The organism is Streptomyces sp. NPDC039465 (genome assembly GCF_055639315.1).
Genome location: NZ_JBVKAP010000001.1, coordinates 956,596 through 978,033, shown reverse-complemented (window position 1 = coordinate 978,033; position 21,438 = coordinate 956,596). Strand labels below are relative to the sequence as shown.

Below are 21,438 nucleotides of genomic sequence, written 5' to 3'. Positions count from 1 at the left end.
AAGGGACGAAGCGGAACTCAGGGGCGGGACTCAGGGGCGTGACTCGGGCTCAGGACGTGCCGTACGGCGATCCTGCCCCTTGCGGCGGCATGGCGAACGGCAGCAGCGCCACCGTTACGTTGTCGTGGCCCCCGCCGTCCAGGGCGTGGCCCACCAGCGCCTGGGCGGCGCCCAGCGGCCGGCCGGCCGCGTCCGGGGCCAGCACCCGGGCCATCTCCTCCGGTGCCTCGGCGTAGTTCCACAGCCCGTCCGTGCAGACCACGACCACACCGGGCCGGTCCGGCTTGAACGCCGCCGTGTGCGGGTCGAGTTCGTACGCGTCGGCCCCCAGCCAGCCGGTGATGGCGTGCGCCCGCTCGTCCGCGTACGCCTCCGCCTCGCTCATCAGGCCCGCCGCGACCATCTGCGCGGCCCAGGAGTCGTCCTCGGTGAGCCGGGCGGGCGGGGCGGACCGGTCGTCGGGCACCCAGTAGGCACGGCTGTCGCCGATCCAGCCGACGATCAGGAGCCCGCCCGCCACGACCGACGCCACGATCGTGCAGGCGGGGGAGTTCTGGTGCGGATCGTGCTCCCTGGCACCGGGCTCCTCGGCGAGCGCGTTGACCGCCTCGCCCGCCGCCAGGATCGCGTCGTGCATCGCCTGCTGGGGGTGGGTGCCCCGGGGAAGGGCGGCGAGCAGGGACTCGTTGGCGGCGCTCGCGGCGGCCGCCGACGCCTCGTCGGGGCGGGTCGCCGAGGACACCCCGTCGCAGACCACCGCCACGACTGCGGGCGAGCCGTCCGGCAGCGCGGTGGAGGAGACCGCGAACGCGTCCTCGTTGCGATGGTGGCGCAGCCCCCGGTCGCTGACGGCGACGACCTGGCCGAGCTCCTCCTCCATGTGGTCGCGCTCGCGCGGCTGGGCGTGGCCGCAGTTCTCGCAGTAGCCGTCCCCGTCGACCCGGCCGGCCCGGCAGGCGACACAGAGCTTCGCGCCGGGCGGCACGGCGGGGGAGTGCCCGGCAGGGGAGTGCCCGGCGGCGGTACGGGGATCGGGCGCGGCGAGCGCGTAGTCGCCGTCCGCCTCCGCCCCGGCCGGGGTGTCGTGGCGGACCGGCGCCTGGAGGTCGCGGCCACCCGAGTCCGTACCGGGCAGATCACCCGCCGACTGGGCCGACGGCTCCCCGCTCGCCCGCTCCTCGGCCGCCGGCCACCCGGGCGCGGCGGGGGGCGGCAGCGGCGCCCCGATGGCCAGTGTCGGGCGGTCCGGCGCCGCCGGGGCCACGGCCGACAGGTCGCAGCCGCACGCGCCGCAGAACAAGTCGCCCGATTCCACCGGCTCCGCGCAGTTGGGGCAGGTCGACCGGGCCGACAGCTGGTCCATCTGGGACATCACTCACACCCACGTCCGGGGGCGGAAACGGTTTGCCCGCTCCACCAGTTCGATCCTCTCCTCGCCGCGTTGAGCGAGCCGGGCGAGCACCCGGTACGAGCGTTCCAGGCCGAAGCGCAGTCCGCGCTCGTCCAGCTCACTGCCGAGCAGCGGAGTCTGTGCGGGCCGTGCTCCGGGACTACCGGAGAGTACCCAGTCCAGGGCCGTGCCGAGGACCTCCGTCGACAACCGCTCCTGGCGCACCGCGTCCAGGCCGAACCCCTGGAGCGCGGACACCTGTGCGGCGGCCGCCGTCAGGTCGTCGATCAGCGGCTCGTGCGGCTCGCGCCGCCGCAGCCTGGCCCGTACGGCCGCCACCCGGGCCGCCGTGTAGTGGATCGACGCCTCCGGCACCGACTCCAGGGTCCGTACGGCCCCGGGGCGGTCGCCGGCGGCCAGCTGGACGCGGGCGAGACCGAACGCGGCGCTCACGTAGGAGGGGTCGGTCGACCAGACCAGCCGGTAGTACTCGGCGGCGTTGTCCAGCTGGCCCAGGACCTCGGCGCAGACGCCGAGCGCCAGCTTGGGGGCCGGCTCGCCCGGGAAGGCGTCGTAGACCGCGTCGAAGGAGAGCGCGGCGCTCTCGTTGTCCCCGGTGGCGAGGGCGGCGACGCCGCGGTACCACACCACCCGCCAGTCGTCGGGGTGCTTCGCCTCCAGGGCGGCCAGGGCCTCGGCGGCGACGGTCAGTTCGCCCATCTCCAGCCGGGCCCGCAGCTCGCGCAGGCGCCGCTCCAGGGAGTCGGCGGGCGCCGCCTGCAGCGCGGTGATCAGCTCGGTCGGCGCGGCGGCCATCAGGCCGGCCAGGAAACCGGCGTTCGGGTCGTTCGGATCGACGTGCGGCACAGGCAGCGCCAGCGCCGTACCGCGCGCGTCGAGCGGGGCGAGCAGCGGAGCCGCGGTGGCGGCACGGGCGGTGGCGAGCGGGGAGGTGTGGGCGGGGTCGGAGGCGCCGGTGGTCCGGGCGGGGTCGAGGGCCGCGGTGGTCCGGGCCCGGAGCGCCTTGGCGGGGCTCGGCGCCGTACGGACCCCGAGCCGCGACACCTCCTCGTCCAGCTCCCCGAACAACTCCGTGTCCGTCACCCGCAGTTCGGTGCCGAACAGCGGCGACAGGGCAGGGCGCGGCCGGCCCGTCTGCAGTGCGACGACCTCGCGCAGCACGCCGGTCAGCTGCTCGGCCATCTCCTGCGCGGAGGCGAACCGGCGGGCCGGATCCGGGTCCGTCGCGCGCACGAGCAGCCGGTAGAAGGACTCGTAGGTCCGGAACACCTCGATGTTGTCCGGGTCCGGCAGCGAGTCCACGAAGACGTTCGTGTAGCCCTGGAAGTCGAAGGTGAGCACGGCCAGGGTGCGCGCCACGGTGTAGAGGTCGGAGGCGACCGACGGGCCGACCTCCGCCACCTCGGGCGCTTGGTAGCCGACCGTGCCGAAGATCGCCGACTCGTCGTCGTCGACGCGGCGGACCGCGCCCATGTCGATCAGCTTGAGCTCGTCCTGACTCTGGATGGCGTTGTCGACCTTGAAGTCGCAGTAGAGCAGATTGCGGCTGTGCAGATGCCCGAGCGCCTCCAGCGCCTCGATGCCGTACGCGCAGGCCTGCTCGACCGGGAGCGGATCGCGCTTGCCCGTGGGGTCCCGCCGTTCGTTGGCGATCTCCTTGAGGGACTTGCCGCCGACGTACTCCATGACGATGTAGCCGTCGAGGGAGCCCGTGCGCTGGTCGAGGTGTTCGACGAAGTTGTAGATGCGGACGATGTTGGAGTGCTCGATCTCGGCGAGGAAGCGGCGCTCGGAGATGGCCGCGGCCATGGCGTCCTGGTCGCCGGTGTCGAGCAGGCCCTTGAGCACCACCCAGCGGTCGGCGACGGCCCGGTCGATGGCGAGGTAGATCCAGCCGAGACCGCCGTGGGCCAGGCAGCCCGCGACCTCGTACTGCCCGTGCACGACGTCCCCCGCGCGCAGCTTCGGGACGAACGAGTACGGATGACCGCACTTCGTGCAGAAGCCCTCCGTGCGGCCCGGCCGGTCACCGCGCGCGCGGCCGACCGGCGCGCCGCAGTCCGAACGCGAGCAGAAACGCTTCCGCTCGGGGACCTCGGCATGGGCCATCACCGCCGAACGCGGGTCGGGACGCGGCACCTCCGGCACGGTCACCAGACCCGCGCCGAGTCTGCCCCGGCTCCCCTTCGCCGTCGACCCGGTCGAACGGACCGACACCGACCGGCCCGTCGTGGCGCCAGACAGCGAACGCGACAACCGCCCCGAGACCGACCGCCGCGACGTCGAGGACCGCGACGACCGCGCGGAGGCGTGCGAACCGCTGCGCGCCGAACCGCTGGTGCTGCTCTTGCCGCCGCCGGTGATCCCGGTCGGCAGCGACTGCAGCAGACCGCCCGACGCCACCACCGGAGCCAGACCGCAGGTGTCGCAGTACAGCTCGCCGCCGCCCATGTCCTCGTACGAGCCCTCGCACGAGGGCCGCTGGCATGTGCTCACTGACTCCCCCAACCGTCGGAACCATCGCCCTGCCCGGCACCCCGGACCCCGCCGGATCCCGGCCGCCCACGCCCGTCCGCCGGCCCGGACAGGGCCTCCGCCGCCGCGTGCTGGAACCGCAGCACCGCCTGCTCGGCCGCGCGCAGATCGCACGGCGCGCTCCACAGCATCCGGCGGGCCACGTCGTACCGCTCGATCAGCAGCAGGTCCTCCGCCAGGCCGTGCCGGGCCACCTTCGCCTTGTACGCGTCCAGCCGGCCCCGCAGCTCCGCGCGGACCGCCAGCGGAGCCGTGACCGCCGTCAACGAATCGCGGGCCCGCAGCAGTTCGTCCTCCGCCTCCCGCTCCAGCGACTCAAGCAGCGGCGAGAGGCGGTGCCACTGCGCGTGCCGGCGGTACTCGGCCGCCGTCGCCAGCCGCTCCTGGAGCGCCACCGGAGGCCCGCTCACCGCGGGCACCTCGGACGCCGCGATCTTCGCGAGCACCTCCCCGCGCGCGGCCCGCGCCTCGGCGAGCGTCCGGTCGGCCCGCGAGAGCACGTCCCGCAGCCGCAGCAGCCGGTCCTCGGAGTCCTGCCGCACGGCCAGGACCGCCTCGATCTCCCGCCGTACGTCCTCCAGGGCGCGCGCCGCCCGGTCGTAGCGGTCCGTGTCGGGACGGCCGCCGCCGGGCGCCGACGCACCCGCCGCGGGCCGCCAGAAGGCGAGCGGGTCAGACACCACCTGGGCGCGCAGCGTGCCCAGTTCGTGCGTGATCGACTCCAGGTCGTCCCCCGAGGGGTGCTCACCGGGGCGCACCCCCACCGAGTGGGCGAGCGAGCGCGTACGGCCCAGCTCGGCGGCGAGCAGGTCGATCCGCGCGGGCAGCGCCGACCACACCGCGTCCGCCGCCACCACCATGTCGAGCGAGGACGCGTACAGCTCGTTCATCCGCGCCACCAGACGCTCCAGCGTGAACCGCTCGGCGAGCGGCCGGGCCGGATCCGCAGGCGTGCCGGGGACGAGCACGGACTCGCCGCGCAGCCGGTCGGTCAGCTCCGCCAGGTCCTCGCGCGAGGGCCAGCGCCGCCGGGCCCGCAGCTCCCGCGCGGCCTCCAGGGCGTCGGTGTAGGCGTCGAAGTACGACCAGAGGAGCGTGATCGTCTGCTCGGTGGCGGCCCAGCGTTCCTTGGTGGTGCCGGTCAGCTCGGCGCCTTCGAGGAGTCTGCGGCCGGCGTGGTCCTGCAGCGCGAGGAGCGAGTCCTCGACCGCCTTGTGCTCCGCGCCGAGCCGCGCCAGCGCACGGTCCACCTCGTCCCGGTCCATCACCGGCCCGGGGGGTCCCGCGACGCCCATCGATCACCTCTCCGCTCTTGCTGTCCTTGCCGTCCCTGGTCCGTCACCCTCGCGGGCCGGTCAGCCGTCCTTGTACTGCGGCGCGGGCGGCCCCGTTATCCCGGGCAGGTCCTTGCGCAGCCACTTGTCGTACGCGGCCATCCAAGGGCCCTTGCGGTACTCGACCAGCACCTGATTGACCCGGCGGACCAGATCGTCGTTGCCCAGCTTGGCGGCGACGCCGTAGTACTCGGTCGTGAACGGCCGGCCCTTGAGCTCCACCGCCGGGTCCTGGGCGGCCTGGCCCGCGGCCAGGGCGTTGTCCGTCACGACCGCGTCGACCTCGCCCATCTGGAGCCGGACCAGACAGTCCAGCTGATTGGGCACCGTGAAGCGGTCCGCGTCGGCCTGGGTGCCGTCACCCTCGTCCTTGAAAGTCGCCCCGAACGAGTTGCGCTCCAAGGCCTCGTACGCCGTCGAACCCTCCGCCGAGCAGACCCGCTTGCCGGACAGCGAGGAGTCGTAGCCCTTCACCGACGAGTCCTTGGGGGCGAGGACCTGCTGACCGGCCTGGAAGTAGGCGGTGGAGAAGGCCACCTGCTGGATGCGCTTGCAGTTGATCGTCATCGTGCGGACGACGAGGTCGACCTTGTCGCCCTCCAGGGCGGCGATCCGCTGGTTGGTGGGGATCGCCCGGAAGATGATCTTGTCGGGCGAGCCGAGGATGTTGGTCGCGATCGCCCGGGCCAGGTCGATGTCGAAGCCCTCCAGGGTCCGCGTGGTGGGATTGCGGTAGCCCCAGCGGTAGCTGTTCTGGTCGACGCCCACGATCAGCTTGCCGCGCGCCTTGATGGCGGCGATGGACGGCCCGTCGGCCGTCGACGGCGCCAGCGACTTCTCCGGCGCCTGGCACGTGTCCGCCCGCACCGGCACGGCCGTACCCGTACCGGGCCCCGACACGAGCGCGTGGTCCGGGCCCGAGCCGGCCAGCGGCAGCAGGGTGAGCGAGGCGGTCACCGCGCACGCCGCGGCCATCGCCCCGACGCCGCCCCAGCCCTTCAGCCGCATGGCCCGCCACCGGGCGAGCGGGCGGGAGCGGACCCTGCCGCCCGTGGCCGGGCCCCGCGCGGGTCCGCCCGGGGGCACGTCAGCCCCGTGGACGCCTCCGTCGTCGGTCATCTCTCCCCCTCTCACCGGTACTCCGACAGCCTGCGGTTGATGCCCATGATGGCCCCCGCGGCGGCCAGCACCGCGAGCACGGCCGCCCCCACGGGAAGCCCGCTCAGCGCGCCACGGCCGTCGCCGGCGGAGCGGGTGAACTCCCGCTGCTCATGGGCGAGTGCCTTCTCCAGCGCCGCGTCCACCTGGTCGAAGGCCTGCCCGGTGGAGTCCTGGCTGCCGATGACCTTGGCCAGGGCGCCGTCGTAGTCACCCGCGTCGTCCGTGGCGCGCGCGCCCGCGTGGCGCTGCTTCCACTGCGCGACCCGTTCCGCCGCGTCCGCCAGCGGATCGCGCCCCGCGTCGTCGTCGGCGAGCTCCCGGGCCTGGGCGAGCGCCGTGTCCAGCTTGCCCATGCCCGTGCTGTAGTCGGTCTCGTACTTGTCCTTCTTGCCGTCGTCCGTGAGGACCGCACCCCGCGCCACCAGCGTCAGATTCTCGTTCGCCCGCGCCTTCAGGGAGTTGATCCGGGCGTCGTTGAGCACCTGGAGCGAATTCTGACCGTGCTCCCGGGCGTCGTTCAGCTCGGCGCGGGCCACCGTGTGCCCGACGGCCAGCCACAGCAGCACCACCGTCGAGGCGGCCGTCGCGGCGAGCAGCCCGTGGTTGAAGACCCGGTTGGTCCGCAGATACGTACGCCGCTGGGCCCAGACCAGGGCGCCGAGCGCGATCACGCCGACCGCGAGGGACAGGAACGGCCAGGCCCGCGCCGACGCGTCGTCCTCGTACAGCCGCTCCGTCTCGGCCTCGTACAGCCGCTCGGCGGCCGGCAGCAGCTGCGTCGTCATCTGCTGGTTGGCGTACCGCAGATAGGCGCCGCCCAGCGGCAGGCCCTGGCGGTTGGCCGCCCGGGCCCGCTCCACCAGACCCGTGTAGCGCGGCAGGAGTTCGTTGAGCGTCGCAATCTCGCGGGCGGACTCGCTCGAACCGTCCGTGTTCGTCGCCGCCTTGACCAGCAGCCGGGACGCCGTCGCGATGTCGTCCGTGTACCGCTTGTGGACCTCGGCGGGCTCCTGCGCGCCCGCCAGGAAGCCGCTCGCGGCGGCCGTGTCGGCGTCCGCGAGCGAGCGATAGATGCTCGCCGCGTCGGCGCTCAGCGGCTGGCTGCGGCTGACCACGTCGTCGGCGGAGGACGCCCGGTCGGAGATCTCGAAGGCGGTGACGGCACCGAACACCACGACCAGCACGGCCAGGACGGCGCCGAGGATCTGGAGCCGGCCCGGCTCGGTCGTCGCCGCCGCGCGCAGCCGCTCCTTGCCCACGGCCCACGCCCCGCGCCCGCCGGGTGCCACCGGCCCACCGGGCGGTGACCCGGGCTCGGACGGCGGCGACGGCACGGACGCGGCAGGTGTCGTCCCGGACGGTGTGGCCCCGGGCGGTGGTGTGCCGGGCTGCGCGGGCACGTACGGCTGCGTCGGCGCCGAGGTGGTGTGCCCGTTCGGCGGGTGTGTCACGTGACCTCCCCCTCGGTCGCTGGACGTCGGCCCGCCCCCCGGCGGCTCGGGGGACGACTACCCGGCCAGCAGTATGGCCGCAGGAACCGTCAACCACACCGGGAATGACGCGATCTTGTTCCTTTCGTACCCCCCGGCACGGCCGAACCCCCCACTGTGTATACGCCGCCCGAGCCAGATCGGTTCCATGTTCGAGGGCGGGGTGAACGTCAGGACCGGCCGTCAGGGTCGAACGTCAGGGCGCGGCGCCGGGCACGCTCACCCGAACGCGCCGTAGTGCGCCCGCAGCGCCGCCCGTGCCGCGGCCGGCGCGCCCACGTGATCGAGCCCCAGCAGCGCCGCGCCGAGCACCGGCGGGGCCGTGACGACACGTACCACCGCCTTCGGGGCCTTCGCCGCGAGGAGTTCGGCGATCCGGGCGTCCAGCTCCGGGTGGCGGGCGGCCAGCACGCTCCCGCCGAGCAGGACGGGCGCCTCCTCGTCGAGGAGCCCGAGCCGCCCGAGTGCCACCGACGCCAGGGCGACGACCTCGTCCGCCAGCCGCTCCACCAGCGCGCGGGCCACCGGGTCACCGGCCGCGCATGTACGGAACAGCACCGGCGTCAGCTCGTGCCGCCGCGCGAACGGGATCCGGCCCAGATGCAGCGCCTCGATCAGCGCGTACATCGACCCGAGACCGAAGTGCGCGGGCAGGGCGCGCGTCAGCTCCGTCGGCTCGCCCCGCCCGTCCTCCGCGCGCGCCGCGAACCACAGCGCCTCCTCGGCCAGTCCGCCGCCCCCGCCCCAGTCGCCGGAGATCGTGCCGACGGACGGGAAGCGGGCGGTGCGGCCGTCCGGCAGCATGCCGACGCAGTTGATTCCCGCGCCGCACACCACCGCGACCCCGCGCGGCTCGTCCACACCGGCCCGCAGGATCGCGAAGGTGTCGTTGCGGACCGAGACCGTCCCGCCCCACCCTCTGGCGTCGAGCGCGGCCGCCAACTCCTCCTCCTCCACCGGGAAATCGGCGTTGGCCAGACACGCGGAGACGTGAGAGAACCGCGCCGGCCCGGCAGACACCGCGGCCGCTCGCTCCACCGTCTCGGCCAGCGCGACCACGGCCGGCCCCACCCCGACCACCTGCGGCTGGAACCCGCCGCCCCTGGCCGTCCCGAGCACGGTCCCGTCCGCGGCGACGACGGCGACGTCGGTCTTGCTGTTGCCCGCGTCGATCGCGAGCACCGGAAGGGCGCCCGACGCGGCCTCCGACGCCGATCCCGACGCAGATCCCGATGCGTTCACGCCCACGCCAGATGGTCCCGGTTGTGCGCGATCAGCCGGTCGGTGAGCCGCTCGGCGTAGGCGTACTGCCCCACCAGCGGATGCGCGAGCAGCGCCCGGAACACCCGCTCACGGCCGCCGCGCAGCGCCGCCTCCAGCGCCAGGTCCTCGTACGTGGTGACCTGGGCGACCAGCCCGGCGTACAGCGGATCGAGCGCCGGTACGGCCGGCGGCACGGCCCCGCCGCCGTCCACCGCCGCCTGGACCTCGATCACGGCGTCGTCCGGCAGGAAGGGCAGCGTGCCGTTGTTGTACGTGTTCACCACCTGGTACGGCGATCCGGCGCCGCCGAGCAGGGCCGCGGCCAGGTCCACCGCCGCCTCCGAGTAGAAGGCCCCGCCGCGCTTGCCGAGCAGTGCGGGCTTCTCGTCCAGCGCGGGGTCCCCGTACATCTCCAGGAGCCGCTTCTCCATCGCCGCCACCTCGGCCGCCCGCGACGGCTTGCTCCTCAGCTCCCGTACGACCTCGTCATGGAAGTAGAAGTAGCGCAGGTAGTACGAAGGGACGACGCCGAGCCGGTCGACGAGCGCACGCGGCATCCGCAGATCGTCGGCGATCGTGTCCCCGTGTTCGGTGAGCAGCTTCGGCAGGACGTTCGTACCGTCCGGCCCGCCGAGCCGTACGCCCAGCTCCCAGGTCAGGTGGTTGAGCCCCACATGGTCGAGGTGCACCTCGCCGGGGGTGACGCCGAGGAGGGCCGCGAACTTCCGCTGGAAGCCGATGGCCACATTGCACAGCCCGACGGCCTTGTGCCCGGCCTGGAGCAGCGCCCGGGTCACGATCCCCACCGGGTTGGTGAAGTCGATGATCCAGGCGGCGGGGTTGGCCCGCCGCACCCGCTCGGCGATGTCGAGCACCACCGGCACCGTCCGCAGCGCCTTGGCGAGACCGCCCGCGCCGGTGGTCTCCTGGCCGACGCAGCCGCACTCCAGCGGCCAGGTCTCGTCCTGTTCGCGGGCGGCCTGTCCGCCCACCCGCAGCTGGAGGAGGACCGCGTCCGCGCCGGCCACGCCCGCGTCGAGGTCGCTCGTGGTGACGATGCGCCCGTCGTGGCCCTGCTTGGCGAAGATCCGCCGGGCGAGCCCGCCGACGAGCTCCAGGCGGTCGGCGGCCGGGTCGACGAGGACCAGTTCGGTGACGGGCAGGGTTTCGCGCAGCCGCGCGAACCCGTCGATCAGTTCGGGGGTGTAGGTGGAGCCGCCCCCCACGACAGTCAGTTTCATAACTCCCTCACTCCCTAGCTCTTCGCTAGCCCTTCACGCCGGTCAGGGTGATGCCCTCGATGAAGGCTTTCTGCGCGAAGAAGAAGACGATGATCACCGGCGCCATGACCAGCACGGTCGCGGCCATGGTGAGGTTCCAGTCGGTCTGGTGGGCGCCCTTGAACGACTCGAGCCCGTAGCTGAGCGTCCAGGCGGCCGGGTTCTCGGAGGCGTAGATCTGCGGCCCGAAGTAGTCGTTCCAGCAGGAGAAGAAGTGGAAGAGGGCGACGGCAGCGATGGCCGGCTTGGCCATCGGCAGCACGATCCGCAGCAGCGTGCGCAGCTCCCCGCAGCCGTCGATCCGGGCAGCCTCGGTGTACTCCTTGGGGATCGTCAGCAGGAATTGCCGTAGCAGGAAGATGGTGAAGGCGTTCCCGAAGGCGAACGGAATGATCAGCGGCCAGAGGGTGCCCGCGAGATCGAGCTGCTTGGCCCAGAAGAGGTACATGGGTACGACGACGACCTGCGGGGGCAGCATCATCATCGCGATGACCAGCATCATCGCCAGATTCCGGCCGCGGAAGCGGAACTTGGCCAGGGCGTAGGCGACGGGCAGGCTGGAGGCGACCGCGAGGACGGTGCCGAGGCCCGCGTACAGCAGGGTGTTGCGCCACCAGGTGAGGAAGCCCGGGGTGTTCCAGACGGTCGCGAAGTTGCCCCATTCCCAGGTGTGCGGCCACAGATCGCGGGTCAGGGCTTGGTCGTCGCTCATCACGGCGGTCAGGAACACGAATACGAACGGCAGGATGAAGAAGAGCGCGGCGGCGACGGCCAGGGAGTGGACGGCGATCCACTCCAGTGCGGCGCGGCGCCGCGCGGAGCGCCGGGCGCCGGCGGCCTCGGCGCGTTCCTTCGGAGCGGACAGGGGCAGGCCGGTCATGGATGTCATGGATCAGTCCTCCGCCGACATGAAGCCGGAGCGCCGGCGCATCAGAAGGGCCGTGAACACCATCGCGAGTGCGAACAGCACCAGCGCCACGACCGAGGCCGCGCCGGTGTCGAAGCGCTGGAATCCCAGGTTGTAGACGGTCTGCGGCACGGTCAGGGTGGTCCGGTCCGGATAGCCCGGCTCGAACTGCTGGCCCGAGCCGCCGATCACCCCGCTCGCCACCTTCGCCGCCACCAGCGGCTCGGTGTAGTACTGCATGGTCGCGATCACGCCGGTGACCGCCGCGAACAGCACGATCGGCGAGATGTTCGGCAGGGTGACATGGCGGAACCGCTGCCAGGGCCCGGCGCCGTCCAGCTCGGCCGCCTCGTACTGCTCCTTCGGCACGTCCAGCAGCGCGGCCATGAAGATGACCATCAGATCGCCGATGCACCACAGCGCGAGCAGGGTCAGCGACGGCTTGGACCAGGCGGGGTCGTTGAACCAGCCCGGCTCGGGCAGTCCGGCCCGGGCCAGTAGCGTGTTGACCGGTCCCGTGCCGGGATTGAGCAGGAAGACGAAGGAGACGGTGGCGGCGACCGGCGGGGCGAGATACGGCAGGTAGAAGAGGGTCCGGAAGAGACCGGCGGCCGTCTTGATCTTGGTGATCAGCAGCCCGACCCCGAGCCCGAAGACGACCCTCAGGGTCACCATCACCACCACCAGCCACAGCGTGTTGCGCAGCGCGGGCCAGAAGAAGGGGTAGTCGGCGAAGACGTACGTCCAGTTCTTCAGCCCGACCCAGGTGGGCGGGGCGAAGCCGTCGTACTTCATGAAGGAGAAGTAGACGGTCGAGACGAGCGGGTACGCGAAGAAGACGCAGAACCCGATCAGCCAGGGCGAGAGGAAGCCCAGGGTCCGCAGCGCCGACCGGCGGCGCCTGGTCCGCGGACCGGGGCCTGGGGAGGACGCGGGCCGGGGGTGGAGGGCGGTCATCAGCGCGCCTGCTCGTTGTCCTTGTCGACCTGCGCGTCGGTCTTCCGCAGCCCGGCGTCCAGGTCCGGCTCACGGCCCGCCTCGTAGCGCACGCCGAGGTCCTGCGCGGTGAGCAGGAACGCGCCGCCGTTGACGGAGGAGGGCGCGTGGGCGCTCCTGGGGTGCTGGGCGATCTTCACGAACGTGCGGTACAGCGGATCGTCGTTCAGCTTCGGTGAGTTGAGGGCCGCGACCGTCGAGGGCACGTTGTGGATGGCGTTGGCGAAGGAGACGACCGCGTCGGTGTCGGTGGAGAGGTACTTCACCAGCTCCCAGGCGGCGTTCTGCTTCTTGCTGGTGTTGGCGATGCCGAGGATCGTGCCGTAGAGGTAGCCCTTGCCGTACTCGGCGACCTGGTCGTCCGGTACGGGCAGCGGCGCCGCGCCGATCTCGAACGGCAGCTCGGCGTCCTTGGCCATTTTGCCGCGCCACTCGCCGTCGAGCTGCATGGCGACCTGGGCGGTGTGGAAGGGGTGCTTGGGGCCCCACTCGTCGCCGAGGCCGGTGCGGAACTTCTCCAGCTTCTTGAAGCCGCCGAGCTGGTCCGCGAGCTTCTTCTGCCAGGTGAACAGCGCCTTCGCGCCGGGGTCCCGGGCCAGGTTGGACTTGCCGTCGGCGTCGAAGTACTGGACGCCGAACTGCGTGGCGTAGTGCTCGAAGGTGGTCTCGTAGCCCTGGAAGTTGGGCATGAAGCCGAGCTGTTCGTAGCTGTCGCCCTTGGGTTTGGTGAGCTTCCTGGCGACGGCGTCGAACTCGGAGAGGGTCTTCGGCGGGGCGGTGATCCCGGCCTCGGCGAAGGCCTTCTTGTTGTAGTAGAGGCCGTACGCGTCACCGAGCAGCGGCACCGCGCAGCGCTTGCCGGCGTGCTCGGTGTACTTCGCCATCTGTGGCAGGAAGGTCGTGGCCGGGTCGATCTGCGACTTCGCCAGGAAGGGTCTGAGATCCGCGAGCGCGCCGGTGGTGCAGAAGCGGCCCACGTTGTCGGTGGTGAAGGAGGAGACGACATCGGGGGCGTTCGAACCGCCCGCGCGTAGCGCCTGGTTGAGCTTGTCGTCGGTGATGTTCTTGACGATGTTCACCCTGATGTGGGGGAACTTCTTCTCGAAGGAGCGGACGTTCGCCTCGATCGCCTTGACCTCGCCGGGGGCGGACCAGCCGTGCCAGAAGGTCAGGGTCGTGTTCGCCTTCGGATCGTCGCCGGCGCCGCCGGCGCCCGAACCCGTACAGGCGGCGGTGAACAGGGCCATGGCGGCGGCCGAGGCGAGAGCGGCGGCGGCTCTGCGGGTGCGTACGGGCATGACGGTTCTCCCTGTGACGGGGGCGGGGTAGGGGCGGTGCCGTGTGATGCCGTGCGGTGCTTGTGTGCCGTGGTGCCGTGGTGCCGTGTGATCCGTGGTGCCTAGCGTGAGGTGTCGAAGACTTCGTCCCGGGTGGCGGCGAGGGCGCTCTCCAGGGCGCCGCGCAGGACGGGTTGGTGCTGTACGCCGCCGAGGACGAGCCGCGGCCGGGACGCGGCGAGCTCGGACAGCTCGGCCTGGACGCGGGCGCGCAGGGGCTCCCCGCCCGCCACGATCGCCCCGCCGGAGAGCACGACGAGTTCGGGGTCGAGGACGGCGACCATGGAGGCGAGACCGGTCGCGAGCCCTGTCCCGAAGAGGTGGAGCAGCTGGGCGTACGGTCCCGACTCCGCCCGGGCGGCCCGGGCGAGGAGCTCCGCGGCGGTCTCGGCGTGCGGGCCCTGCGGCACGTCGTCGATGCCCAGCTCCCGGGCGATCCGGCCGACGGCCTGGGCACCGGCCAGCTCCTGGAAGCCGCCGCTGCCCGCCTTGCTCACCTGCCGTACGAGCGGGGTCCCCGGCACCGGCAGGAAACCGACCTCGCCGGCGCCGCCGGTGAACCCCCGGTGCAGCCGCCCCCCGAGCACGAGGGCGGCGCCCAGGCCCTCCTCGTTCCACAGCAGGACGAAGTCCTCGTGCCCGCGGGCGGCGCCGAGCCGCTGCTCGGCGATGGCCACGAGATTGACGTCGTTCTCGTACTCGACCGGCATGGGCAGGACGGCGGCGATCTCCTCCAGGAGGGTGGGCGCGTGCCAGCCGGGCAGATGGCTGGCGTACCGCAGCCGTCCGGTGGACGGATCGAAGGCCCCCGGCGTCCCGATGACCAGCCGGTGCACCTCGCCCCGGGTGATCCCGGCGGCCTTCACGGCCCCGTCGAGCGCCTCGACGACCTGCCGCACGACCCCGTCGGCCCGCCGCCCGGGCGTCCTGAGCTCGAACTCGCCGACGGTCTCGCCGGTCACATCGGCGACGGCGGCCAGGATCCGCCGCGGATTCACATCGAGCCCGGCGGCGTACGCGGCCCGCGCGTTGACCGCGTACAACTGCGCGTTCGGCCCGGGCCGCCCCTCACTGGTCCCGGTCGCCACGACGAGCCCGGCCGCCTCCAGCCGCGCGAGCAACTGCGAGGCGGTCGGCTTGGACAACCCGGTGAGCTTCCCGATCCGGGTCCGCGACAGCGGCCCATGCTCCAGCAACAGATCAAGCGCGGCCCGGTCGTTCATGGCCCGCAACACGCGGGGGGTGCCGGGGGTCATGACGGATGCACCTGCCCTTACTGCCACTGCGTGCACTGTTAGGAAAGTTTCCTATTGGGTGGGAGGAAAGGTAGGGCGCGGGTGACGTGGCGTCAATAGGCGCGGAGGCGCGGCGCCGGCGCGGCAATCAAAGCGTTATCTCGGGGTCCCGCCGGTAACGCTGCTGGATTGAACGCTAAGGAATGATCTTGCCCCCTCGCCGGAGGTGGAGGGTAGCCAGTTGCCTACGACGCCTAAGGCGCGGTGGTCTGTTCGTCGTGTTCGCGCAGCATGCGCATGACGGTGGCGGGTGAGGGGTGGTGGCCCTTCTTGGTGCCGTTGGTGATGACGAGGCGGGAGGCGATGTCGCGGAGGCTCATCTCTTCCTCCCGCAGGTGGAGGGCCATGGAGAGCATGTCGGTGTCGGTGACGCTGGCCCCGCCGATGGTCTTGCCGCGCTTGCGGGCGGACTCGTGGCCTTCGAGGGTGCGGTCGCGGATGTACTCGCGTTCCATGCCGGAGAGAGCCGCCAGCACGGTGAATACGACGCCGGAGGGGTCGTGCGAGCCCTGGAGCTCACCGGTGAGGAAGTGAAGGCCGACGTCACTGGCCTTGAGCTCTTCGGCCAGCGTCGCCAGTTCGATGCCGCGGCCGAGTCGTTTGTGCTCGTGGACGACGAGGGTGACGCGGACGCCGGAGGCGCGCAGTTCGCCGGCGAGCTTGACGGCCTTGTCCAGCTCGGGCCGTTGGGTGGCGCGGGTGGAGATCTTCTCGGAGAAGATCCGGGTGGCGCCCGCCTCGGTCAGCGAGTCGAGCTGGGAGTCCAGGGACTGGCGGGCCGTGGACGCACGGGCGTAGCCGAGGCGGACGTGTCCGACCGGCTCGGTGCCGGCACCCTTGGGCCGGGGCAGCTCGGTCCAGACCGAGCCGGGCTTGCGCACGGCGGGGGTCGGTACGTTCAGCGCCTTGACGAGTTTTGGTACCAGCCGGAAGCGGGCGGTGTGGTACTGGATGGTCACCTTGCCCTTGCCGGTGCGGCACGGCGAGCCCGCCGGGGCGGCGCAGGTGGACATCGGGCAGGCGTGCGATTCCACGCGCTTGAAGTCGTCGCTCACGAGCCCTGACTGTTCCATGAGGGTGTTTCAGCCGTCCAGCTATTTGCAACAACACATGAAACATGAAACCCGCAGCATGATCGGCGGGCGGCGCCGTGTTTCACGAGCGAACACCTATGAAACACGGCCCCTCCGGTTCGGACCGGTTAACTCGCGTCCGTGGAAACCACCTCAGAAGAACGGATGTGGCTCATGCGGTTCTACCGCTTGAACCGCGGATACGCGGTCCGCTCGATCGATGTTGGAATAGAGAGGCCTGCCCCTGGCCTCGGACCGTCTGCGAGGCAATGGAGATCGGCGGCAGTATCCAGCCATTCAGGCAGAAGAAGCGGGGAAGGGAGCGCGGCGGCAAGATCGGAGTGCGCCCCGGCGGCTCCGTCCGGCTCCAGTCGGCGCGCCCTCTTCGCCACACCCACCGTGTGCTTCTCGATGCGCAGGTCGAAACGTTTTTCCGTCCTTGCGCGCATCCCGCTCGCCTGATGTTTCATTTTTGACGAACCTCGTGAGTCGCAGTGCAGCTCTCTGGCCACTTTAGAACTGTAGACATGATCCCATTTTCTCTAGTGACCTTGCTGTGGCATCACCTATGCACGTAGCTATTTGGGTACACCCGCTTCCTTGTTCCGGCTCCCGATGAGCCTGGACGGGACGGCAGTGAACCGGCCTCCGGTTCCCGGCCGGCCAGGGGGCGGTCGTGACACCGCATGTGAGGAGAAGTCATGAAGAAGGCTTACGAGGCGCCGACGCTGGTCCGGCTCGGGACGTTCCGGAAGAAGACCGGGCTCTTGCAGAGCTCCGGCAACGACCGTCTCATCCTGAGCAAGAACTGACGGGCGACGGTTCCTGACCCGACGCCATGACTGAACTGCACGAGAGTGCGGGGACGGGCCCCGGCGACGCGCACTTCACGGTCTTCACCGACCGGGAGGACGCGGCCGCCGTGGCCCGCTCCTTCACCCACCCCGGAACGCAAATCCTGCAGCACGCTTCGGGCCGGCCCTGGCTGGTAGGGCAGTGGCACGATGAGGAGATCGTCACCGTACGCGCCGGCCACGCGGCCCTCGCCCTCATCGGCTGCTGTCCGATCGATGCCGCAGAGCTCGAGCGCCACGCCGGGCGGCTACGTGATCTCGCCGAACTCGACGCACTGGCCCGCTCCCTTCCCGGTAGCTTCCATCTCGTCGCCGCGCTCGACGGGCGGCTCAGGGTGCAGGGCACCGCCTCCGGGCTCCGGCTGGTCTTCCATGCCCCCGTTGACGGAACACAGGTGGCTGCCACCCGCGCCGACGTACTCGCCGCGGCGCTCGGCGCCGACCCGGACGAGAAGCAACTGGCCGTCCGGCTGCTGTGGCCCATTCCCCATCCACTCGCCGAGGCACCCATGTGGCGCGGCATCACCGCCGTGTCCCCCCATGACGCGCTGATCGTCTCGCCGGACGGCCGGACCGTACGCCACTCGCGCTGGTGGACACCGCCGGAACCGGTACGCACGCTCGCCGACGGCGCCCCCCTCGTCCGCGAAGCCCTGGCAGCGGCGGTCGACGCCCGTACCCGGCAGGGTGGCGTAGTCAGCTGCGACCTGTCAGGCGGCCTGGATTCCACCTCCATCTGTTTCCTGGCCAACCGCTCACCGGCCCGGGTAGTGGCCAGCACCTGGCCTGGTCGCGACCCCGCCGACACCGATCTGTACTGGGCAGAACAGGCCGCCCGGTCGATGCCGGACATTGACCATGTGGTCTGGGACGCCGATACCTCGCCGCTGGTCTACACGGGCCTGCTCGGCATCGATGACCTGCTGGACGAACCGACCATCGGCGTCATGGACCGCTCAAGGGTCCTGCACCACCTGCCCGGCCTGGCGGAGCGGGGCAGCCGGTTGCACCTGACCGGCATCGGCGGCGACCACGTGGCCTGGTGCTCCGAGGCGTACTACCACCGACTGCTGCGCACCCGCCCGCTGTTCGCGCTGCGCCGGCTGCGCGGCTTCAGGGCCCTGTGGCAGTGGCCGCTGGGCGGCACGGCACGCGCGCTGGCCGACTCGCGGCCGTACGGGAAGTGGCTGGCCGACTCCAGCGGCCGCCTGCGAGACCCACTAACCGCCACCGTCAGCACCAGCCTCGGCTGGGGCATGCCCCCTCGCCTCTTCGACTGGGTCACCCCCGACGCCGAACGGATGGCCCAACGGGCGCTGCGCGAGGCCGCCTTGACCGCCGTACCGCTGCACCCGGACCGCGGCCTGCACACCGACCTCGAACAGATCCTTTCCTGCACCCGCATCATCCGCCAGTGGGACGGGATGGCGGCCCGGGCCGGCGTGCCGATGGCCTCGCCGTTTCTCGATGACCGCGTCATCGAGGCATGCCTCGCCGTGCGCCCGAGCGAGCGCGTCACGCCCTGGCAGTACAAACCCCTCCTGACCACTGCCATGAGCGGGATCGTGCCCGATGCGTGCCTGCGGCGCACCAACAAGGCCGCCGCTTCCATGGACGCATCTAACGGACTGCGCGAACACCGCGCCGATCTGCTGGCGCTTTGGGAGGACTCCCGGCTGGAGCAGCTCGGACTGGTCGACGGCGCAGCCCTGCGCCGGCTCGCCCAACGGCCGGCCACACCCGAACTGCGCGACGCGATCCTCTACTCGACCATCGCCGCTGAGGTGTGGCTGCGCGGCCTCCACCGAACCACCGGGCCCAAGGCTCCCGCCTCCTCATGACCACCGTTCCCCAGCGGAAAGGCACACGCATGGCATTGAAGTTCGGCGCCAATGTCTCCACTGCCGAGACGGACTACGGCACGGTCCTCCTGGACGAACGAGCCGGGGACTACTGGGAGCTGAATCCGACCGGCACCCTGGTGGTCAACACGCTGATGGCGGGCGGTGACGAAGCCGCCGCGGTCGCCGCGCTCGTCGACGAGTTCGACATCGACCTCGTCCAGGCGAAGCAGGACGTCGACGCCCTCGTACAGCAACTGCGGACCTCGGGGCTGGCCGAATGACGACGCCCAGCGCCCTGGAGCGGCCCACCGGCGTGCCCTTCGCCCGGCGCCTGGCCGCCCGTCTCGTCCTCATCCCCGCCCTCGCGCTCTCGCTTCTGCCGCCCCGCCGGATCCGCGCCGTGCTCCACCTCGCATGTCGCGGAGCCACGCCGGCCACCGCCGCACAGGCAAAGAACTCACGGGACGCGATGTGCGCGGTGAGCCTGCGCTGCGCAGGCCCGAAAGGCTGCCTGCCCCGGTCTCTGGGAGCCGCGCTGCTGTGCCGCCTGGGAGGGAACTGGCCGACCTGGTGCACCGGGGTGCGCGTGGTGCCGCCGTTCACGGCGCACGCCTGGATCGAGGCGGACGGCCGCCCCGTGGACGAGGGCGTACCCGACGACTACTTCACCCGGCTCATCACGGTCGCCGTCGCGAGCCGATCGGGCCGATGACCGACACCGTCGTGGATCAGGCGCAGCCGGCGGCCGAGGTTGAGCGCTCCACCCGGGCCGCGGTCGCCACCATGTACCGGCTCACCACCGGCCACCGGGCTTCGGTCCTCGTCGCCACCGTACTCACCCTCGTCGGCTCGGCGCTCGGGCTTGCCCAGCCGCTCGCTGCCAAGCACGTCGTGGACGCGAGCGGGCGCGGACAGATGTTGTGGCCACTGTTGCTGCTCCTCGCTGGCCTGTTCGTCACCGAAGCGGCGACCGGCGCAGTAGGCCGCTTCGTTCTGGAGCGCATGGGCGAAAGCATCGTACGAGGGCTGCGCCACAGCCTGGTTGGGCGGCTGCTCCGGCTGGAGATGCGGGAGTACGACCGGCACCGCAGCGGCGACCTGATCTCCCGGGTCACCGCCGACACCACCCTGCTCAGAGAAGTCGTCTCCCAGGCACTGGTCGATCTGGTGACGGGTGCCCTCGTCGCCGCGGGGGCGATCGTCCTCATGGTGTGGATCGACCCGCTGCTGCTCCTCCTGGTCGCCCTCACCGTAGCTACCGCCGCCGTGATCGTCGCCTCGCTTCTCAAGGGCATCCGGGCTGCCTCCGAACGCATGCAGACCTCCGTCGGCGCGATCGCCGCCGACCTCGAACGCGCCCTCGGCGCCCTGCCGATGGTCCGGGTTCACCGAGCCGAGGACCGTGAAGCGGCCCGCATCGGAAAATGCGTCGAGGCGGCGTACAGCGCCGGCGTACGGACCGCGAAACTCGCCTCCGTGATGAGCCCCGCGGTCGAACTCGCGGTACAGGGCTCCTTCCTGATCGTCCTGGTCATCGGCGGCCTGCGGGTCAACGGCCACGCCAACTCCCTCGGCGAACTGGTCGCCTTCCTGCTGTACGCCTCCTACCTGGTCCTTCCGCTGTCCTCGGTCTTCCGGGCGGTTGGCCTGATCCAGCGTGGTATGGGGGCTTACCAGCGCATCGAGCAGACGCTTTCCCTGCCGGCGGAGCCCTCCCAGCAGACGCCGGCCGTCCGGGCATGCACGCGCGAGGCGGCCGGGCAGACCCTCTCATACCAGGAGCCCGCTCTCGCCCTGCGCAATCTCAGCTTCGGCTACGACCCGGACCGGCCGGTGCTGCGCGGCGTCTCGTTCACCGTCCCCCACCGGCAGCAGACGGCCCTGGTCGGCCTGTCGGGTGCCGGAAAGAGCACGATCTTCGCACTCGTCGCCAGATTCTACGAACCGGACTCCGGGACCCTGCTGTTCGACGGCCTGCCCGCCGCCGCACTGAGCCGCACCGCATGCCGCGGACGCATCGCCGTCGTCGACCAGAACACCCACGTCGTCCACGGCACCCTGTGGGACAACATCACCTACGCCACGCCCGACGCCACCCAGGCAGAAGTGCAACACGTCGTCGAGCTCGCCCAGCTGGAAGGCGTCGTGCGGCGGCTGCCAGGCGGCTTGTCGGGAATGCTCGGCGAACGCGGCGGCACCCTGTCGGCGGGAGAGCGCCAGCGCGTGGCCCTGGCCCGCGCCCTGCTCGCCCGCCCCTCGATCCTCCTGCTCGACGAGCCCACCTCCCACCTCGACACCATCAATGAGACCGCGCTCACCACAGTGATGAAGGACGTCGCCCGGGAATGCGCCCTGCTGGTCATCGCACACCGGCTCTCCACGGTCCAGCACGCCGACCAGATCGTCGTACTGGACAGCGGCCGCACCGCCGCCCGCGGACGTCACGAGGAACTACTCATCAGCAGCCCCATCTACCGCGAACTGGCCGCCGGACAGATGCTCCACCCAGCCAACGCCCAGACCTCCCCCGTGACGACCGTCCGCCCCCACCCACGCCACCCGCAGTGAACCGGACACGGACACGACACCGAGCGCGCCTCAGGCAGTCCAGCCAGCCATCACCCTGGGCCAGGGCGACGGCGACGGCCAAGCCGTTGC

At 71.7% G+C, this 21,438-nt stretch carries 17 protein-coding genes; 5 read left to right on the top strand and 12 right to left on the bottom strand.

From position 1 onward, the window contains the following. Positions 1-49: 49 nt before the first annotated feature. The 12 genes from ACZ7LT_RS04475 to ACZ7LT_RS04420 form a co-directional block, all read right to left on the bottom strand. On the bottom strand, positions 50-1,372 hold the full coding sequence (locus ACZ7LT_RS04475; protein WP_471234122.1) for a PP2C family serine/threonine-protein phosphatase: 1,323 nt from the start codon (positions 1,370-1,372) through the stop codon (positions 50-52). A 3-nt stretch (positions 1,373-1,375) separates the two neighbouring features. After that, complete coding sequence (locus ACZ7LT_RS04470; protein WP_471234119.1) at positions 1,376-3,907, bottom strand: serine/threonine-protein kinase; 2,532 nt, start codon at positions 3,905-3,907, stop codon at positions 1,376-1,378. Continuing rightward, positions 3,904-5,241, bottom strand: coding sequence for a coiled-coil domain-containing protein (locus ACZ7LT_RS04465; RefSeq protein WP_471234115.1), 1,338 nt, complete (start codon positions 5,239-5,241; stop codon positions 3,904-3,906). The genes ACZ7LT_RS04470 and ACZ7LT_RS04465 overlap by 4 nt, the downstream gene beginning before the upstream one ends. A gap of 60 nt (positions 5,242-5,301) precedes the next feature. Continuing rightward, positions 5,302-6,288, bottom strand: a complete 987-nt coding sequence (locus ACZ7LT_RS04460) for a glutamate ABC transporter substrate-binding protein (protein WP_471234787.1) — start codon at positions 6,286-6,288, stop codon at positions 5,302-5,304. A gap of 122 nt (positions 6,289-6,410) precedes the next feature. Beyond that, a complete protein-coding gene (locus ACZ7LT_RS04455; RefSeq protein ID WP_471234113.1) occupies positions 6,411-7,892 on the bottom strand; it encodes a hypothetical protein in 1,482 nt (493 codons plus the stop codon). Positions 7,893-8,150: 258 nt separating this feature from the next. After that, entirely contained in the window at positions 8,151-9,113 is a 963-nt protein-coding gene (locus ACZ7LT_RS04450) for an N-acetylglucosamine kinase (protein ID WP_471234111.1), read from the bottom strand. A 56-nt stretch (positions 9,114-9,169) separates the two neighbouring features. Then, the gene (locus tag ACZ7LT_RS04445; RefSeq protein WP_471234109.1) at positions 9,170-10,435 is read right to left on the bottom strand and encodes a 6-phospho-beta-glucosidase; all 1,266 of its coding nucleotides are present in this window, start codon (positions 10,433-10,435) and stop codon (positions 9,170-9,172) included. Positions 10,436-10,460: 25 nt separating this feature from the next. Continuing rightward, on the bottom strand, positions 10,461-11,363 hold the full coding sequence (locus ACZ7LT_RS04440) for a carbohydrate ABC transporter permease (protein ID WP_471234105.1): 903 nt from the start codon (positions 11,361-11,363) through the stop codon (positions 10,461-10,463). Between the two features lie 3 nt (positions 11,364-11,366). After that, complete coding sequence (locus tag ACZ7LT_RS04435) at positions 11,367-12,338, bottom strand: carbohydrate ABC transporter permease (protein WP_471234103.1); 972 nt, start codon at positions 12,336-12,338, stop codon at positions 11,367-11,369. After that, a complete protein-coding gene (locus ACZ7LT_RS04430; protein ID WP_471234101.1) occupies positions 12,338-13,675 on the bottom strand; it encodes an ABC transporter substrate-binding protein in 1,338 nt (445 codons plus the stop codon). Before ACZ7LT_RS04430 ends, ACZ7LT_RS04435 begins: the two co-directional genes overlap by 1 nt. A 101-nt stretch (positions 13,676-13,776) precedes the next feature. Further along, entirely contained in the window at positions 13,777-14,970 is a 1,194-nt protein-coding gene (locus ACZ7LT_RS04425; RefSeq protein WP_471234098.1) for an ROK family transcriptional regulator, read from the bottom strand. A gap of 233 nt (positions 14,971-15,203) precedes the next feature. Further along, positions 15,204-16,064, bottom strand: a complete 861-nt coding sequence (locus tag ACZ7LT_RS04420) for a recombinase family protein (protein ID WP_471234095.1) — start codon at positions 16,062-16,064, stop codon at positions 15,204-15,206. A gap of 719 nt (positions 16,065-16,783) precedes the next feature. On the opposite strand from ACZ7LT_RS04420, the gene ACZ7LT_RS04415 reads away from it, so the two are divergent. From ACZ7LT_RS04415 to ACZ7LT_RS04395, 5 genes are read left to right on the top strand one after another with little or no spacing between them, the layout of a single operon-like run. Next, the gene (locus tag ACZ7LT_RS04415; protein WP_107050258.1) at positions 16,784-16,894 is read left to right on the top strand and encodes a keywimysin-related RiPP; all 111 of its coding nucleotides are present in this window, start codon (positions 16,784-16,786) and stop codon (positions 16,892-16,894) included. A gap of 26 nt (positions 16,895-16,920) precedes the next feature. After that, positions 16,921-18,777 (top strand): lasso peptide isopeptide bond-forming cyclase, encoded by a 1,857-nt coding sequence (locus ACZ7LT_RS04410; RefSeq protein WP_471234089.1) that lies wholly within the window; start codon positions 16,921-16,923, stop codon positions 18,775-18,777. A 29-nt stretch (positions 18,778-18,806) separates the two neighbouring features. Continuing rightward, positions 18,807-19,061, top strand: a complete 255-nt coding sequence (locus ACZ7LT_RS04405; RefSeq protein ID WP_327321893.1) for a lasso peptide biosynthesis PqqD family chaperone — start codon at positions 18,807-18,809, stop codon at positions 19,059-19,061. Then, a complete protein-coding gene (locus ACZ7LT_RS04400) occupies positions 19,058-19,492 on the top strand; it encodes a lasso peptide biosynthesis B2 protein (protein ID WP_471234082.1) in 435 nt (144 codons plus the stop codon). The genes ACZ7LT_RS04405 and ACZ7LT_RS04400 overlap by 4 nt, the downstream gene beginning before the upstream one ends. Continuing rightward, entirely contained in the window at positions 19,489-21,348 is a 1,860-nt protein-coding gene (locus tag ACZ7LT_RS04395; protein WP_471234079.1) for an ABC transporter ATP-binding protein, read from the top strand. Before ACZ7LT_RS04400 ends, ACZ7LT_RS04395 begins: the two co-directional genes overlap by 4 nt. The last annotated feature ends 90 nt before the right edge of the window (positions 21,349-21,438 follow it).

Excerpts from the sequence above, each read along its gene's own strand:
- ACZ7LT_RS04415 (WP_107050258.1), top strand. The coding sequence starts at position 16,784 with ATGAAGAAGGCTTACGAGGCGCCGACGCTGGTCCGGCTCGGGACGTTC.
- ACZ7LT_RS04405 (WP_327321893.1), top strand. The coding sequence starts at position 18,807 with ATGGCATTGAAGTTCGGCGCCAATGTCTCCACTGCCGAGACGGACTAC.
- ACZ7LT_RS04465 (WP_471234115.1), bottom strand. The coding sequence starts at position 5,241 with ATGGGCGTCGCGGGACCCCCCGGGCCGGTGATGGACCGGGACGAGGTG.
- ACZ7LT_RS04400 (WP_471234082.1), top strand. The coding sequence starts at position 19,058 with ATGACGACGCCCAGCGCCCTGGAGCGGCCCACCGGCGTGCCCTTCGCC.
- ACZ7LT_RS04430 (WP_471234101.1), bottom strand. The coding sequence starts at position 13,675 with ATGCCCGTACGCACCCGCAGAGCCGCCGCCGCTCTCGCCTCGGCCGCC.
- ACZ7LT_RS04460 (WP_471234787.1), bottom strand. The coding sequence starts at position 6,288 with ATGCGGCTGAAGGGCTGGGGCGGCGTCGGGGCGATGGCCGCGGCGTGC.
- ACZ7LT_RS04425 (WP_471234098.1), bottom strand. The coding sequence starts at position 14,970 with ATGACCCCCGGCACCCCCCGCGTGTTGCGGGCCATGAACGACCGGGCC.
- ACZ7LT_RS04475 (WP_471234122.1), bottom strand. The coding sequence starts at position 1,372 with ATGTCCCAGATGGACCAGCTGTCGGCCCGGTCGACCTGCCCCAACTGC.
- ACZ7LT_RS04395 (WP_471234079.1), top strand. The coding sequence starts at position 19,489 with ATGACCGACACCGTCGTGGATCAGGCGCAGCCGGCGGCCGAGGTTGAG.
- ACZ7LT_RS04440 (WP_471234105.1), bottom strand. The coding sequence starts at position 11,363 with ATGACATCCATGACCGGCCTGCCCCTGTCCGCTCCGAAGGAACGCGCC.
- ACZ7LT_RS04410 (WP_471234089.1), top strand. The coding sequence starts at position 16,921 with ATGACTGAACTGCACGAGAGTGCGGGGACGGGCCCCGGCGACGCGCAC.
- ACZ7LT_RS04445 (WP_471234109.1), bottom strand. The coding sequence starts at position 10,435 with ATGAAACTGACTGTCGTGGGGGGCGGCTCCACCTACACCCCCGAACTG.
- ACZ7LT_RS04435 (WP_471234103.1), bottom strand. The coding sequence starts at position 12,338 with ATGACCGCCCTCCACCCCCGGCCCGCGTCCTCCCCAGGCCCCGGTCCG.